The following is a 15,282-nucleotide window of genomic DNA, read 5'->3' on the forward strand; positions in this document are numbered from 1 at the left end:
GCAGTAGAAGTATGTCATGCAATTGCATGACGCGCACCTCGCAGCAAGAATGCCGGGGCATTCTTGAAATTAAGAAATTGTATTTTCTATTATGAAAAAAAGATTGTACTGATAAAAAAACAGAGTGAAATCTAAAATTTTCATTGACAGACGGAAAAGAAGGAGATATTATAAGGTCAATACAAAAACAGAGTTGGAGGCTAGGAATTATGAAATTTAAAAAAGTTGTAAGTGCTGTATTAGTATCAGCACTGGCAGTCAGCATGATGGCAGGCTGTGGTTCTAAGAGCGGAAGCTCAGATTCAAAATCAGATGTATTTAAAATTGGTGGAATCGGACCGATGACAGGAGATGCAGCAGCATATGGTGAAGCAGTAGACAACGGTGCAAAGCTTGCTGTAGAAGAGATTAATAAAAATGGTGGAATCAATGGTAAGCAGGTTGAGTTCAAGACAGAAGATGATCAGGCAGATGCAGAGAAAGCTGTGAATGCTTACAATACTCTGAAAGACTGGGGTATGCAGATTCTTATGGGAACTGTAACATCTGGTTCTTGTACAGCAGTAGCATCTGAGACAGACAGTGATCACATGTTCCAGATCACACCTTCCGGAACAGCAGTAGAGAGCGTTCAGGATCACGACAACGTATTCCGTCTTTGCTTCTCAGATCCTGAACAGGGAACAAAATCTGCAGAGTACATTGCAAAGAACAAACTTGCAACAAAGATAGCAGTTATTTATAACAGCTCCGATGTATATTCTAATGGAATTTACACAAACTTCGCAGCAGAGGCTAAGAAAGAAGGCCTTGATGTTGTAGCAGCAGAAGCATTTACAGCAGATAATAAGACAGACTTTTCTGTACAGTTAAAGAAGGCACAGTCATCAGGAGCTGATCTTGTATTCCTTCCAATCTACTATCAGGAAGCATCTGCTATCTTACAGCAGGCAGCTAAGTTAGATTATCATCCGACATTCTTTGGATGTGATGGACTTGACGGAATCCTTGGTGTAGAGGGATTTGATAAATCTCTTGCAGAGGGAACGATGCTTCTGACACCTTATGCATCTGATGCACAGGATGAGAAGACTCAGACATTCACAAAAGCATATGAAGATAAATACGGCAATACACCAATTCAGTTTGCAGCAGATGCATATGATGCAATTTACGCTATCAAAGCTGCAGCAGAGGAAGCTGATGTAACACCGGATATGGATTACTCAGAGATGTGCGACAAATTGATGGACGCTATGACAAAGATCAAGATTGACGGTCTGACAGGTGTAGACGGAATCACATGGGAGAAGAACGGTGAGCCGAACAAGGCACCTAAGGGTGTTAAGATTGAAAATGGTGCATATGTATCCATGGACTAATTCAGCCCGATAAGTTAAAATAGTGATAAGCGGCTGCTACAGAATTGCTGTGGCAGCCTTTCTCACATATTGCATCATAGTTGGGGCTTTTGCCCCCAACATCATTATAATTGAGAGGTAAAAATTTTAGTTAAAGGAAGGAGAAGAAAAATGAGTTTTATATCTTATCTCATTAATGGTATCAGCCTTGGAAGTGTATATGCGATCATCGCTCTTGGCTATACCATGGTATACGGTATTGCTAAGATGTTGAACTTCGCCCACGGTGACGTTATTATGGTCGGAGCATATATCGTATTGACTTGTGTGACAGGCGCAGGTCTGAATCCAATTGTTGCAATCATTATTGCGACGATCGCCTGCACAATTTTTGGAGTTGTAATTGAAGGAGTTGCTTATCGCCCGCTTCGTAATGCGGCATCTCCACTGGCAGTTCTGATTACAGCAATCGGTGTCAGCTACCTGCTTCAGAACCTGGCACTTCTGATTTTTGGTTCTAATACGAAATCATTTCCAGAAGTCATCAAATTGCCGAACTTGAAACTGGCAGGTGGAAAGCTTACAATTACAGGAACAACCATCCTGACAATTGTACTATGTATTGTTATTATGGCAGGTCTGATGCTGTTTATTAATAAGACAAAAGCAGGTCAGGCAATGTTAGCCGTATCCGAGGACAAAGGTGCAGCACAGCTTATGGGAATTAATGTAAATAAGACTATTTCCATGACATTTGCAATCGGATCCGCACTTGCTGCAATCGCTGGTGTACTGCTTTGCTCTGCATACCCAAGCCTGACACCTTACACAGGTTCCATGCCTGGTATCAAGGCGTTCGTAGCAGCCGTATTTGGTGGAATCGGTTCTGTACCGGGAGCGCTGATAGGAGGAATTATTCTTGGAATCATTGAGATTCTCGGAAAAGCATACATTTCTTCACAGCTTGCAGATGCAATCGTATTTGCAGTTCTGATCGTGGTACTTCTTGTAAAACCTACTGGAATTCTTGGTAAGAATATCCAGGAGAAAGTGTAGGTGGCAGGAATGTTAAAGAATATGAATAAAACAACAAAAAACAACATGATTACATATCTTATGGTAATCGTAGTTTACGCAGTAATCCAGGTACTTGTTACAAGTGGAAGCCTGTCTAGCTTATTTACAGGATTACTTGTACCAATCTGTACTTACATCATTTTGGCAATTTCTCTGAACCTGGTCGTAGGTTTTCTTGGAGAACTGAGCCTTGGACATGCCGGATTCATGTGTATCGGAGCATTTACAAGTGCATTTTTCTCTAAATGCATGAAAGGTGTCATTGAGCCGGATCTTTTAAGATTCATGATTGCTCTTCTGATCGGAGCAGTGTGCGCAGGAATTTTCGGAATCCTAATTGGAATTCCGGTACTTCGTCTGAATGGAGATTACCTGGCAATTGTAACACTGGCGTTTGGCGAGATTATTAAAAATGTAATTAATGTCTTTTATATTGGCAAAGATTCTAAAGGATTCCATTTTTCAATGAAGGATTCCGTGTCTTTGAACATGGAGCCGGATGGAAAGATTCTTCTGAACGGACCACAGGGAATCAGCGGAACACCGAAAGACAGTACATTTACTATCGGATTTATATTAATTCTGATCACACTTGTCATTGTTCTGAATCTGATCAGCTCCAGAACCGGACGCGCGATCATGGCGATTCGTGATGACCGTATTGCAGCAGAATCCATAGGGATCAATATAACAAAATATAAACTGATTGCATTTTCTCTGTCTGCAGCAATTGCAGGAATGGCTGGAGTCCTTTACTCACATAATCTGTCATCGCTGATGGCAACACCACAGAACTTTGGTTACAACATGTCTATCATGATTCTTGTATTTGTTGTTCTGGGAGGAATTGGAAGTGTGAGAGGTTCTATTATTGCAGCAGCAATCCTGACACTGCTTCCGGAACTTCTGCGTGGACTGTCCAATTACCGTATGTTGATCTACGCAATTGTACTGATTGTCATGATGCTCTTTAACTGGGCTCCGAAAGCAATTGAGTGGAGAGAAAAACATTTGGCAAAATTCAAACAGAAAAAAGCAGTAAAGGAGGAAGCATAAGATGGCATTATTAGATGTAAAAAATCTGTCCATTTCCTTCGGAGGACTGCGTGCAGTAGACGGGTTTGAAATGCAGATCGAAAAAGGGGAACTTTACGGACTGATCGGACCGAACGGAGCCGGTAAAACAACGGTATTCAACCTTCTGACAGGTGTGTATAAGCCAAATGAGGGAATTATCAAACTGGATGGCGAGGATATTACCGGTAAGAAGACGATTGACATCAACAAAGCAGGTATTGCAAGAACATTTCAGAATATCCGTCTGTTTAAGCAGTTATCAGTACTTGATAATGTAAAAGTCGGACTTCACAATCACTATAAATATTCTACATTGGAAGGAATCTTACGGCTTCCAAAATACAAAAAAGTAGAGAAAGCCATGGATGAGAAGGCTATGGAAATCTTGAAGGTTTTTGATCTTGACGGTGAAGCAGATGTGCTGGCAACGAACCTTCCATATGGTAAGCAGAGAAAGCTGGAGATTGCCCGTGCTATGGCAACAGAGCCGAAGCTTCTTCTTCTGGACGAGCCTGCCGCAGGTATGAACCCGAATGAGACGGGAGAACTGATGGAGACAATCCAGTTCGTGAGAGAACATTTTGGAATGACAATACTTCTGATCGAGCATGACATGAAACTGGTATCCGGAATTTGCGAAGAACTGACAGTTCTGAATTTCGGTCAGGTACTGGCACAGGGAAAAACAGCAGATGTGTTGAATAACCCTGAAGTTATTTCTGCATATCTTGGAGATGAATAAGAGAACCGGAAACAAACGTAAAGAAAAGCCAGACAGGAGGAAATAAGAATATGGCAATGCTTGAAGTAAAGGATTTGGAAGTATATTACGGAATGATCCAGGCAATCAAAGGCATTTCGTTTGAAGTAAACCAAGGAGAAGTTGTGGCTCTTATCGGAGCAAATGGAGCCGGAAAGACAACCACACTTCATACAATTACAGGTCTTCTTCCGTCAAAGAAAGGAACTGTAACATTTGAGGGACAGGATATTACAAAAGTACCTGCTCACAAAATTGTATACATGGGAGTCGCACACGTACCGGAAGGACGTCGTGTATTTGCAGATCTGAGCGTATACCAGAATCTGAAAATGGGTGCATACACAAGAAAAGACAAAGAGGAGATTGAACAGACGCTTGCTATGGTCTATGAGAGATTCCCTCGTTTGAAAGAAAGAAAAGACCAGAGAGCCGGAACACTCTCCGGTGGCGAGCAGCAGATGCTGGCAATGGGACGGGCGCTTATGTCAAAACCGAAACTGATTGTCATGGACGAGCCTTCTATGGGACTATCACCAATCTTTGTAAACGAGATCTTTGACATTATCAAAGAAGTAAGAAAAACGGGAACGACAGTACTTCTCGTAGAGCAGAATGCGAAGAAAGCTTTGGAAATCGCAGACCGCGCCTATGTACTGGAGACAGGCAAGATCCTGCTTAGCGGAGATGCAAAAGAGCTGATGAACGACGATGCAGTTAAGAAGGCATATCTTGGTGAGTAGATGGCAAATGTGTAGAAGTTCAGGGAAGAGTAATGTTTTCTTCTATGAGTTTCAGATTGAGGCTTGTTAGAGCAAGACTTGCATAAATGAGATGTTACATTTAAAATGTAAGTAACAGAAAAAGATTGGGGGAATTGCTATGAAAAGAGTAGTAATAACAATCAACAGACAGTATGGAAGCGGTGGAAAGACCATCGGGTACATGCTGGCAGAAAAACTCGGAATTCCATGCTACAGCAGAGAAATCCTGCAGCGTGCCTCCGAGGAAAGTGGTATTAATGAGAGTATGTTCAATGCACGAGATGAACGCCTGAAAAGGTTACCGAAATTCCTGCTATCCACCAACGTATATAGCGGAGAACTCCTTCCACCGGAAAGCAAAGAATTTACATCAGATCAGAATCTCTTTAACTACGAAGCTGAGATCATTAAAAAATACGCAGCAGAAGGTTCTTGCGTATTGATCGGACGATGCGCTGACTTTGTCTTAAAAGACGATCCGGATATGATCAGCGTATACGTTCATGCAGATCACGATTTCCAGATGAAATCCGCATTAGAGCGTGTCAGCATGAGCGAAAAAGAGATGGAGAAATACATCGAACGAACCAACAAATACCGTTCAGACTTCTATCATTATCACACAGGAAGAAGCTGGGATGATGCAGAAAATTATGACCTGTGCATCAACAGCGGAAAACTTGGATTCGAGAAGACAGTAGAGTTGATTGAATCTTATATCAATATAAAATAGTAAGATGGGGACGTAGCACTTTGCAAAAGTGTAACGTCCCCATCAACGATTAAGGGTGTCCCCAATTTAGTGTTTCAGACTTTTTCTATAGATCCACACAGAAGCTATTGCGCTGATAAGTTCTGTGATCCAGAATGCATTCCATACTCCGACAGCACCCCTGATACGGCTTAAAATAAATGCCGCCGGCATAATGATAACTACATAACGCATCAGAGAAATGAGCAGTGATTGTACCCCTTTTCCGAGGCCTTCCAGTGCGCCGGAAGCAGTAACGGAGATACTGGAAACAATAAATCCGGAGCTGATAATGCGAAGTGCAAGACCGCCCGCCTGAATTGTTTCAGGATTCGTAGTGAACATTCCGATAAGATCATTTGCAAAAAACAGACACAGAAGTGTTCCGCCTGCCATGATTCCACCACACATAAGCAGTGCCAGACGGAAAATTTTTCTTACTCGATCCATTTCTCCGGCACCATAGTTGTAACCAATGACTGGACGCATTCCCTGGACAATTCCACTTGCCGGAAGATAAAGGAACGTCTGCAATTTGTAGTAAATCCCAAGCACTACGACGTAAATGTCGGAGTAGGCGGAGAGAACACCATTAAGAAATGATACTAAAAATGAAGGCAGAGCCAGGTTTAAAATGGCTGGTATGCCAATTGTGTAGAGCCTAAAATCCAAGGATCGCTGAAGGGGCAGACAAGATTTTTTTAGCTTTACCGGAAGTGGCTTCTTCACATAATAGATTAGATAAACAATTACAGTAATAATCTGTCCGATGCCGGTTGCAAGCGCAGCACCTTTAATTCCGAGTTTTGGGAAGAATCCAATTCCGAAAATCAGTAGCGGATCCAGTATGATATTGGAAATACAGCCGCATAAAAGTGCAAACATCGTCTCATTCATTCGTCCTACAGCCTGAAATATTTTCTCAAAAGCCAAACTGATCATAATCACTGGCGCGAACAAAAATACAATTCTGGAATATTCTAATCCAAGTTTTATAACATTTTCATCTTTCGTAAATGCTCCTAAAAATGTTGGCATAATTGCAATGCTGATGATCAGAGCAAGAAATCCATGTATCACTGAAAGAATCATTCCGTGAGTTGCGGAAGCATTTGCATTTTCTTTATTGCCAGCTCCAAGATGGAATGCGATCATAGCGTTGATTCCAACGCCAAATCCAATGGCAGTTGCATTCACAAAGTTCTGTACCGGAAAAACCAGTGACAGGGCAGCCATTGCCTGCTCATTGATCTGAGCTACGAAAAAACTATCTACAATATTATAAAGCGAGTTCACCAACATTGAAATGACCATGGGAAGTGCCATAGAAGTCAAAAGTGGCAGAATCGGCTTTTCTTTCATAAATGTATCATTCATAAAGATTTCCTCCTTAAAAATGTGTTAAGCAAATTATTTCGGACATACAAAAAGCCGTACAATTATAAAAAGCCTATAATTGTGCGGCGAAAAAAAGTTGAACTGAAAAAGTCCACACTGTAGTTTTTAGAATATGTAATTTATAAATGTTATCACTAATCTGATAAATGGAATCAGATTAGCGAAATAAGAATATCATAAAGATTTTTATACGTCAACCTGTCATTTTTATAGGACACCTAAATCTGTAAACTATAACTATAAGAAAGCAAAGAAACAATGGAAACTATATAAATTACAGATTATGTTCAAGGAGGAAGCAGAAGATGAAAGGTTATGCAACATCAGAAGGTTACATGGGATTAGTGCAAGGAAGATATATGTTATTCGCAAGTGAAGTAGATTATAGAGAATATATGGAGGATTAGATAAAATCCTTTTGAAATTGGGCGGAAGATTACATGTGTAATATAGAAGACGAGGTACTACTATTGTGATACAATGGGAATAGATTATAATGTGAAAAGAGGTATTTCCATGGACTTTAAGTATTGTAAATTAGAAATCTTCCTTCCGCCATCTCACCTGGAAGTTTTACAGAAAGCTCTCCAGGAGGTTGATGCGGGACACATCGGCAATTATGATTCCTGTATGTCTGTGAGTCCGGTGACGGGCTACTGGCGTCCGCTTGACGGCTGTAATCCATATATAGGGACGAACGGAGAAATCAGTTGTGAGCCGGAGCTGAAAGTAGAGGTTACAGTATACACAGAAAATGTTGATAAGACAATCGAAGTGGTAAAAGCAGTTCACCCGTATGAAGAGCCTGTTATTAATGTGATACCACTTTGGAGGACAAGCTTTTAGTTATGGATATCATTGAACGGGACATTTATGCCCTGATTGCCTCTGGCGATGGAATTAAAGCACGGGAGATTGCTAAGAAACTGAATAAAGACAGAAGCACAGTGAATCATTATCTTTATAATTCGCCTTATATGAAGGATTTGTGCTACCGTAATGAGAATTATGAGTGGTACGGACTAATCAGGCAGAGCAGACCACACGTGGGGCTGGGTGATTATAGTGGATATTATGGAACAGTAGCTGAGTTTCTGGAACTTACTGAGGATGAATGGTTTCAGATGTTGACGGAAGGCTGCAGGAAGATTGGACGGAATCTTAACGATACAAGAGGACTATTCCATTCATTTCGGGATTCTTATGAGGTGATGAAGAATCTGTTTGCAGATCTTAGTGATGCAGATGTAAAGTTTGATGACTGGGAAATTCTATTTGAATTGCGAATTAAGAAATCCAGATACATAAGAATTTATGCGGACGTGCTGGTGATTACAGAGAATTATGTATTTTCGCTGGAGTTTAAGATGAATGATAAAATACTGGAAGAAGAAATGTCTCAGGCTGCCAAGTACAGCCCTTATCTGGAAGTGTTATTTGGACCGCAGTATGAAGTAATACCAGTACTTGTATTAACAAAGGCGGAGGATTTGTATCAATATGCAGAATTGCCGGGAACAACAGCCGAACTTCCGGTGTGTTCCGGGGATATGTTATTTAATATATTTGATGAATACTTAGGATTTTTGGAGGGAGAATAGATGGTAAGAGAAGTTGTGCATGACGTTTTATTTTTAGGGCAGAAGTCTGAGCCTGCGACGCAGGCGGATAAGCAGGTTGCCATAGATTTATTGGATACTTTGAAAGCTCATGAGGAGGGCTGTGTCGGTATGGCAGCTAACATGATTGGTGTCAAGAAGCGGATTATTGCAGTGAATATGGGATTTATGAATGTTGCCATGTTCAATCCGAGAATTGTGAAGAAAAGTGGTTCTTATCAGACAGAAGAAGGATGTTTGTCACTGATTGGCGTGCGTCCATGTACTAGATATCAGGAGATTGAACTCGAGTATCAGGACATGAACTGGAAAAAACAGCGTCAGAAATATACTGGTTGGATTGCACAGATCATTCAGCATGAGGTGGATCATTGTAATGGAATTATAATTTAATTTACGTATATTTTACTGAATCATGAAGCAAAATCAATATTCTCTTGTTATATTAAATGATGCAAGGTCAACAACTTGCAGAATAAGGTTGAAAATGCAGAGCAGGAGAGATGTTGATGATTAAATCGTATGTGATTGATACTAATATATTGATTCAGGCGCCGTATGCATGTCAGTGTTTTGAAGAAAACCGGGTTATTTTACCATTGGTCGTACTGGAAGAATTGGATGGACTCAAGAAAGCAGAAGGTGAAAAAGGGGCAAACGCCAGACGGGCCATACGTTTCTTAGAAAAGCTTCGAATGAAAGGTGACTTGCTAAAGGGAGTAGAGTTGGAAAATGGTGGTTTTTTAAGAGTCGAGGCTAATTGTGTCGGAGTGGAACTCCCTGAAAGTTTGCCGGAAGATAAAGCGGATAACAGGATTTTGAAAGTCTGCAAAGGGATTTCTGATGAGGAAAAACCAGTAGTACTTGTGACAAAGGATCTGGTGCTTCGAATAAAAGCTCAGATTATGGGGATTGAGGCGCAGGATTTTAGTACAGAGCAGGTAATTGCAGAGGAAGAACAGTATAGTGGCAGACAACAATGCTTTGTAGCGGAGGATAAGTTCAAAGATTTTAAGAAAAAAGGAGTTTCTGTCAAAGAATTATATTTGTCAGATGAAATGGGAAATAAAATTCAACCGGAACTTGTGGAAAATGAATTTATTATTTTAAAAGCAGATCAGTCGTTGAAGAAAACACATCTTGGAAGAGTGGAAGGTAAGAAAGTTGTGCCTTTAAAATACAAAAAGAGTTTACCATATGGAGTGAAGCCGAGAAATTCAGGTCAGTATTTCCTTCAGGAAGCACTTATGAAACCGGCTGATGAGGCACCGCTTGTGATTGTAAAAGGTATGGCAGGCACGGCTAAGACATTTTATTCTCTCGCAGTTGGTCTGGAGAAGATCTTGAATAATCCGACGGGGGAATATCGCAGAATTCTGATTTGCAGACCGAATGCACAGTTTGATTCGGATATTGGATTTTTGCCGGGAGATGAGCAGGAGAAGATATCACCGCTAATGCGCCCAATCATGGATAATCTGGAGCAGTTAATTGATTCTGATGAGGAAGCCCGTTATCAAGATGAACAGGAACTTCAAGGAAAAATAGAAGAAATATTTGCCAGAGGAATCATACAGGCTGAAGCAATGAATTTTATAAGAGGACGTTCATTTGTAAATACATATTTAATCATCGATGAAGCTCAGAATATGACACCAAATCAGGTGAAAGGAATTATTACAAGAGCCGGAAAAGGAACGAAAATTGTGCTGCTTGGAGACCCGAATCAGATTGACCGCCCATTTCTTGATGAGAGAACGAATGGTCTTAGTTATGCATCGGAGTATATGAAAGGAAGTCCGCTTTGCTATCAGATTACGATGTCAACAGAAGAATGTGAGCGATCGGAACTGGCGATGGATGCAATACAAAGATTATAAAAAAAAGAAAGGAAAGAAATTTACTTGGATAAAATAACTTATAAATCAATCAAAAAGATGCCGGAGGTGAATGCGTATATTGAACAGGGAAATAGAGTTTTAGGAATCTTAGGATATACAGAACATTCCAGAGGACATGCAGTAAAAGTTGCCGAGACAGCAGGAGAAATTTTGGAAAAATTAGGATATAACGAACATACAGTAGAACTTGCCCAAATTGCAGGATATATGCATGATATGGGAAATTGTGTCAACCGTGTAGATCATGCACATAGTTCTGCCCTGATGGCATTTCAGCTACTTCGGGAATGGAAGTTTCCAGATGAAGATATCGCGGCAATTGTCAGTGCAATCGGTCAGCATGATGAACAAACTGGGACTGCAGTAGATGCTGTTTCTGCGGCATTGATCCTGGCAGATAAGACAGATGTCAGAAGAAACCGTGTAAGGAATCCAATCAAAGAGAATTTTGATATGCACGATCGTGTTAATTATGCGGCAGTTGCCTCCAGTCTTCAGGTTAATGTTGAGAAGAAAGTGATCTTATTGGAAATTGAACTTGATGAAGAAATATGCTCCATTTTAGATTATTTTGAAATATTCCTACAGCGCATGCTGATGTGTAAAAGAGCAGCAGAAATACTAGGATTAAAATTTAAAATGAAAGCCAATGGAAATAAAATCTGTTGATTATAAAGAATAAAAAAGTATAAATAAAATGCAAATAAAAAGAAGTGCCACTGTGGGATGTGACACTTCTTTTCGTTGCCGAAGCATCTGGAAGAACCTGCCAGTGACAGGTTCTTCCGGTAAGAGGGGAAATTACATTTATGAGAAAATTCTATCTCACAGGAAAACACTCTCAATGGGAGAGAAAATTATCCTTCAATGGAGATGAATTTTTTCTCTGGTTCAGCTGGTTTTGCTTCTTTCTTTGGAATGAAGAGTTTCAAGATACCGTGTTTGAACTCAGCCTTGATATCCTCTTCTGTAACATCTTCTCCAACATAGAACGTTCTCTGGCAGGCACCGGCGTAACGCTCACGACGAAGATAACGTCCTGTATCTTTCTCCTGTTCGTCCTGATCCAAACCTTTTGCTGCACTGATGGTCATGTAACCGTCTTTCAATTCAGCGGTGATTTCATCTTTCTTAAAGCCCGGAAGATCCATCTCTAACTCATAACCGTCTTTTTTCTCTTTGATATCAGTTTTCATAAGGTTGTGAGCATGATGTCCGTAAAGTTTTTTCTCTGCACGACGCTCTGCTTTGTCATCGTAAAATGGAAAGTTAAAGAAATCATCAAATAAATTATCATTAAAAATGCTAGGTAACATAAGTCATTCCTCCTAAAAATATATACTAAAATCGTTATAATCAAATTATTCATCTATGTGATCCGCAGGCGGTTCTTTTGAACCGCCACGGTTACAAAGAAGGTGTAACAAATCTAAAACTTGTATACAGTTTTGCTGTGAAATTATCCTTCAATGGAAATGAATTTCTTCTCCGGTACAGCCTTTGCTTCCTTCTTAGGAATTGTCATCTTCAAAGTACCATTCTCGAAGCTGGCCTTAATATCTTCCTCTGTAACAGCATCTCCAACATAGAAGCTACGGTTGCAGGAACCACTGTAACGCTCACGGCGGATATATTTGCCATCTTCATCTTTCTCATCTTTGTTCTGATTAGATGTAGCATGGATTGTTAAGTAACCATCTTTCAACTCTGCTGTGACATCTTCTTTTTTAACACCTGGAAGATTCATCGTCAGTTCATAATCATTATCATTCTCTTTAATGTCTGTGTTCATGAGGCTTGTATTGCTGTAATCCCATGAATTCCAACCATCATCAAACCAATTGTCCAATAAGTTTTCTCCAAAAATACTAGGTAACATCATAAGTCATATCTCCTTTCAAAAGACATTCATAAAATATATTTAAGCACTGTCGGAGAAATCCGATGTGTTGTGTGCCAGAACCTTGCGGATTAGGAACTTTTTCCTTCTTTTTGTTCCCCTTCCTTTGTTCTAACTGTAATATAGCACCTATTATTAGCACTGTCAAGAGGTGAGTGCTAATTATTTTGTGAAAAATCTGTGAACTGTTTTTTTGTACAAAAATAAGAGGTTGTGGCACTGAATTTTCAATGCTGTAACCTCTTATTTTCAATGTTAATATTTCTTTTGCTGATTTTTCCAATAATCCGCATCATTACGGAAGTTTCGTTCTGCGCCTGTTTTTCCCCATCCCGCGGCAGTACGGGCATCATACTCTGCTTTTAATTGATTGGTACGGGCATCATAACGAGCTTTCGCACGCTGATCCGCTTCACGCTCTTGCCGTTCTCTTTCGGCTCTTTCCTGGTCCCATTTGTTATTTGAGTTATAAGAAACAGTAGAACCGGTATACGAACCGGAATTAACCAGGCGTTCATGTCTCATTATTCGAAACGCAATTCGACCTGCTGATAAGAAAAACCAGGCAATAGGTATTCCCAAAACAAAACCTGCAAGAAAATATGCTACCGTGTTTAACCCTGAAACCACCTGATTTTCACTGACAGTAGACACAAAGAAGCAGCCTATAAAAATTGCGCCTATTGTCACCAACTTCCTTTTCCATAAATATCCTGCAATACATTGCAAGCCCACAAAGTATAAAAAGAGTGTTCCTCCTACAATGATTCCTATAGTTAACAGCCAATTTGAACGAAAGCTAAATGTAAATCCCTTCATCAAAAGAAGAATTAATACAAGCGATCCCAATCCTTTTGCTGCTTTTCCAACAGATTCTTTTGTGTCCATGTTTTCAAATCCCTTTCGTTTTCAGATGAATTTCATTATACAGTATTTTATTCGACAGAGCAATGTGATTATACTGAATACACCGCAGAAATACACTGCTTTCTACACTAGATAAAAGGTGTGATTTGTGATAAAATGAATCAATACGGCAAAAGATAAATCAAGAATAGCCGGGATTAATTTAAAGCCAGGGCATAGAGGCCTTGGGCGTGAGAAAGGGAAAGCCTGATCTGCAATAAGAGCAGATCAGAGGTAAAAGAGAGATGGAAACAAAAAAGAACAAAAGAAGCACCTTTTCGGGGAAGATAGGTTTCGTACTGTCTGCGGCGGGTGCATCAGTAGGATTGGGAAATATTTGGAGATTCCCGTATCTTGCAGCAAAGTATGGTGGAGGAATTTTTCTTCTTATTTATATTTTGCTCGCATTGACATTCGGTTACACAATGATTGTTGCCGAATCAGCTTTGGGACGTATGACAAGAAAAAGTCCTGTAGGAGCATTTAAAGCATTTGGAAAGAAAGCGGGGTGGCTCTCCTTTGGAGGCTGGATCAATGCAATCATTCCAGTGCTGATCGTACCATATTATTCCGTGATCGGAGGCTGGGTCATTAAGTATCTGATTGAGTATGTGAAGGGAAATGGTACAAAACTGGCGGCAGATGGATATTTTTCTGAATTTATTTCAAATGGAGCATCGACAGAAATCTGTTTTGTAATTTTCTGTATGTTCACATTGTCGATCATCTATGCAGGTGTGAGAAATGGAATCGAAAGAGTTTCAAAGTTCATGATGCCGATTTTGGTCGTTCTGTCTGTCATTATCGCGATTTATTCGGTGACAAGACCAGGAGCTATTGAAGGAGTGAAATATTTCCTCGTGCCGAATTTGAAGAACTTTTCATGGATGACGGTTGTGGCGGCTATGGGACAGATGTTCTATTCCCTGTCTATTGCTATGGGTATTCTGATTACATTTGGCTCTTATATGAAAAAAGACAGTTCCATTGAAGATTCTACAAGAAATGTAGAAGTATTCGATACAGCAATTGCAATTATGGCAGGACTTATGATTATTCCGGCAGTTTTTGCATTTTCCGGAGGAGATCCGGATACACTGCAGGCAGGTCCGGCATTGATGTTCATTACAATCCCGAAAGTATTTGCAAATATGGGATTTGGAACAGTTGTAGGAATTTTATTCTTCCTGTTGGTATTATTTGCAGCAGTGACAAGTTCTATTGCACTGACAGAAAGTGCAGTTTCAACCTTTGAAGATGAGATTGGCTGGAGCCGAAGAAAATCTACAGCTGTAATCGGAATTATAATGATTGCTCTTGGCACATTATCCTGTCTTGGATATGGACCGCTGGCATTTGTAGAAATCATTGGAATGCAGTTCCTGGATTTCTTTGATTTCCTGACAAATTCAGTGATGATGCCAATCGCAGCCATGATGACAAGTATATTTGTGTCAAAAGTAGTTGGCATAGACCGCATAGAAGAGGAAATCAGACATGGGGAAGCAGCATTCCGCAGAAAGAAAATATTTGTAGTCATGATCAAATATCTTTGCCCGATTTTTGCTATGATTATTCTGGCAAGTTCCGTGGCAAACGCATTTGGCTGGATTTCTATGTAGATATGTAATTTATATACCATAAAATAATCCCTGGCAGGTACACTTGCGATAGTACCTGCTGTGGGATTATTTTTTCAGGATATGTGGGGCTTATATCAGCTGGGAGATGACTCCAACCTCTATAGGTGGTGAGAAACAAGCTGGTA

At 40.2% G+C, this 15,282-nt stretch carries 16 protein-coding genes; 12 read left to right on the plus strand and 4 right to left on the minus strand.

Features of this window, described 5'->3' with window-relative positions:
• The first annotated feature begins 206 nt into the window (after positions 1 to 206).
• The 6 genes from LI164_RS14820 to LI164_RS14845 all read left to right on the plus strand — a co-directional run bounded on the left by LI164_RS14820 (position 207) and on the right by LI164_RS14845 (position 5,772).
• Positions 207 to 1,382 (plus strand): ABC transporter substrate-binding protein, encoded by a 1,176-nt coding sequence (locus LI164_RS14820; protein WP_334290734.1) that lies wholly within the window; start codon positions 207 to 209, stop codon positions 1,380 to 1,382.
• A gap of 150 nt (positions 1,383 to 1,532) precedes the next feature.
• Complete coding sequence (locus LI164_RS14825) at positions 1,533 to 2,417, plus strand: branched-chain amino acid ABC transporter permease (protein WP_005330892.1); 885 nt, start codon at positions 1,533 to 1,535, stop codon at positions 2,415 to 2,417.
• Between the two features lie 9 nt (positions 2,418 to 2,426).
• Positions 2,427 to 3,494 carry a branched-chain amino acid ABC transporter permease gene (locus LI164_RS14830; protein ID WP_040015285.1) on the plus strand — a complete coding sequence of 356 codons (1,068 nt, stop codon included), beginning with the start codon at positions 2,427 to 2,429 and terminating at the stop codon, positions 3,492 to 3,494.
• 1 nt (position 3,495) lies between these two features.
• Positions 3,496 to 4,257: an ABC transporter ATP-binding protein gene (locus LI164_RS14835; RefSeq protein ID WP_005330896.1), complete on the plus strand. Its 762-nt coding sequence runs from the start codon at positions 3,496 to 3,498 to the stop codon at positions 4,255 to 4,257.
• A gap of 50 nt (positions 4,258 to 4,307) precedes the next feature.
• Positions 4,308 to 5,018, plus strand: coding sequence for an ABC transporter ATP-binding protein (locus LI164_RS14840; protein ID WP_005330898.1), 711 nt, complete (start codon positions 4,308 to 4,310; stop codon positions 5,016 to 5,018).
• Between the two features lie 139 nt (positions 5,019 to 5,157).
• Positions 5,158 to 5,772 (plus strand): AAA family ATPase, encoded by a 615-nt coding sequence (locus tag LI164_RS14845; RefSeq protein ID WP_005330900.1) that lies wholly within the window; start codon positions 5,158 to 5,160, stop codon positions 5,770 to 5,772.
• Positions 5,773 to 5,838: 66 nt separating this feature from the next.
• On the opposite strand, the gene LI164_RS14850 is transcribed toward LI164_RS14845, so the two are convergent.
• Positions 5,839 to 7,167 (minus strand): MATE family efflux transporter, encoded by a 1,329-nt coding sequence (locus LI164_RS14850; protein WP_005330902.1) that lies wholly within the window; start codon positions 7,165 to 7,167, stop codon positions 5,839 to 5,841.
• Positions 7,168 to 7,704: 537 nt separating this feature from the next.
• Here LI164_RS14850 and LI164_RS14855 point away from each other — a divergent pair.
• The 5 genes from LI164_RS14855 (at position 7,705) to LI164_RS14875 (ending at position 11,377) form a co-directional block, all read left to right on the plus strand.
• Positions 7,705 to 8,034: a cytochrome c biogenesis protein gene (locus LI164_RS14855; RefSeq protein ID WP_040015272.1), complete on the plus strand. Its 330-nt coding sequence runs from the start codon at positions 7,705 to 7,707 to the stop codon at positions 8,032 to 8,034.
• Between the two features lie 2 nt (positions 8,035 to 8,036).
• A complete protein-coding gene (locus LI164_RS14860) occupies positions 8,037 to 8,789 on the plus strand; it encodes a winged helix-turn-helix transcriptional regulator (protein ID WP_005330904.1) in 753 nt (250 codons plus the stop codon).
• Positions 8,790 to 9,200, plus strand: a complete 411-nt coding sequence (locus tag LI164_RS14865; protein WP_005330905.1) for a peptide deformylase — start codon at positions 8,790 to 8,792, stop codon at positions 9,198 to 9,200. It begins immediately after the preceding gene.
• A gap of 116 nt (positions 9,201 to 9,316) precedes the next feature.
• Positions 9,317 to 10,687: a PhoH family protein gene (locus tag LI164_RS14870; protein ID WP_005330906.1), complete on the plus strand. Its 1,371-nt coding sequence runs from the start codon at positions 9,317 to 9,319 to the stop codon at positions 10,685 to 10,687.
• Positions 10,688 to 10,744: 57 nt separating this feature from the next.
• Positions 10,745 to 11,377 (plus strand): HD domain-containing protein, encoded by a 633-nt coding sequence (locus tag LI164_RS14875; protein WP_005330907.1) that lies wholly within the window; start codon positions 10,745 to 10,747, stop codon positions 11,375 to 11,377.
• A gap of 188 nt (positions 11,378 to 11,565) precedes the next feature.
• On the opposite strand, the gene LI164_RS14880 is transcribed toward LI164_RS14875, so the two are convergent.
• From LI164_RS14880 to LI164_RS14890, 3 genes are all read right to left on the minus strand, one after another.
• Positions 11,566 to 12,024 carry an Hsp20/alpha crystallin family protein gene (locus LI164_RS14880; protein WP_005330909.1) on the minus strand — a complete coding sequence of 153 codons (459 nt, stop codon included), beginning with the start codon at positions 12,022 to 12,024 and terminating at the stop codon, positions 11,566 to 11,568.
• A gap of 143 nt (positions 12,025 to 12,167) precedes the next feature.
• Entirely contained in the window at positions 12,168 to 12,590 is a 423-nt protein-coding gene (locus LI164_RS14885; RefSeq protein ID WP_005330910.1) for an Hsp20/alpha crystallin family protein, read from the minus strand.
• Between the two features lie 273 nt (positions 12,591 to 12,863).
• A complete protein-coding gene (locus tag LI164_RS14890; protein ID WP_005330914.1) occupies positions 12,864 to 13,496 on the minus strand; it encodes a hypothetical protein in 633 nt (210 codons plus the stop codon).
• Positions 13,497 to 13,759: 263 nt separating this feature from the next.
• Between LI164_RS14890 and LI164_RS14895 the strand changes: the two genes are divergently transcribed.
• The gene (locus LI164_RS14895) at positions 13,760 to 15,136 is read left to right on the plus strand and encodes a sodium-dependent transporter (RefSeq protein WP_227087336.1); all 1,377 of its coding nucleotides are present in this window, start codon (positions 13,760 to 13,762) and stop codon (positions 15,134 to 15,136) included.
• The last annotated feature ends 146 nt before the right edge of the window (positions 15,137 to 15,282 follow it).

This window comes from Dorea sp. 210702-DFI.3.125, from assembly GCF_020560945.1.
GTDB classification, from domain to species: domain Bacteria; phylum Bacillota; class Clostridia; order Lachnospirales; family Lachnospiraceae; genus Dorea; species Dorea formicigenerans.

Coding starts and splice junctions, on each gene's coding strand:
- LI164_RS14830 (WP_040015285.1), top strand. CDS start 2,427: ATGTTAAAGAATATGAATAAAACAACAAAAAACAACATGATTACATAT.
- LI164_RS14850 (WP_005330902.1), bottom strand. CDS start 7,167: ATGAATGATACATTTATGAAAGAAAAGCCGATTCTGCCACTTTTGACT.
- LI164_RS14835 (WP_005330896.1), top strand. CDS start 3,496: ATGGCATTATTAGATGTAAAAAATCTGTCCATTTCCTTCGGAGGACTG.
- LI164_RS14865 (WP_005330905.1), top strand. CDS start 8,790: ATGGTAAGAGAAGTTGTGCATGACGTTTTATTTTTAGGGCAGAAGTCT.
- LI164_RS14825 (WP_005330892.1), top strand. CDS start 1,533: ATGAGTTTTATATCTTATCTCATTAATGGTATCAGCCTTGGAAGTGTA.
- LI164_RS14845 (WP_005330900.1), top strand. CDS start 5,158: ATGAAAAGAGTAGTAATAACAATCAACAGACAGTATGGAAGCGGTGGA.
- LI164_RS14890 (WP_005330914.1), bottom strand. CDS start 13,496: ATGGACACAAAAGAATCTGTTGGAAAAGCAGCAAAAGGATTGGGATCG.
- LI164_RS14870 (WP_005330906.1), top strand. CDS start 9,317: ATGATTAAATCGTATGTGATTGATACTAATATATTGATTCAGGCGCCG.
- LI164_RS14895 (WP_227087336.1), top strand. CDS start 13,760: ATGGAAACAAAAAAGAACAAAAGAAGCACCTTTTCGGGGAAGATAGGT.
- LI164_RS14885 (WP_005330910.1), bottom strand. CDS start 12,590: ATGATGTTACCTAGTATTTTTGGAGAAAACTTATTGGACAATTGGTTT.
- LI164_RS14855 (WP_040015272.1), top strand. CDS start 7,705: ATGGACTTTAAGTATTGTAAATTAGAAATCTTCCTTCCGCCATCTCAC.
- LI164_RS14860 (WP_005330904.1), top strand. CDS start 8,037: ATGGATATCATTGAACGGGACATTTATGCCCTGATTGCCTCTGGCGAT.
- LI164_RS14875 (WP_005330907.1), top strand. CDS start 10,745: ATGCCGGAGGTGAATGCGTATATTGAACAGGGAAATAGAGTTTTAGGA.
- LI164_RS14840 (WP_005330898.1), top strand. CDS start 4,308: ATGGCAATGCTTGAAGTAAAGGATTTGGAAGTATATTACGGAATGATC.
- LI164_RS14880 (WP_005330909.1), bottom strand. CDS start 12,024: ATGTTACCTAGCATTTTTAATGATAATTTATTTGATGATTTCTTTAAC.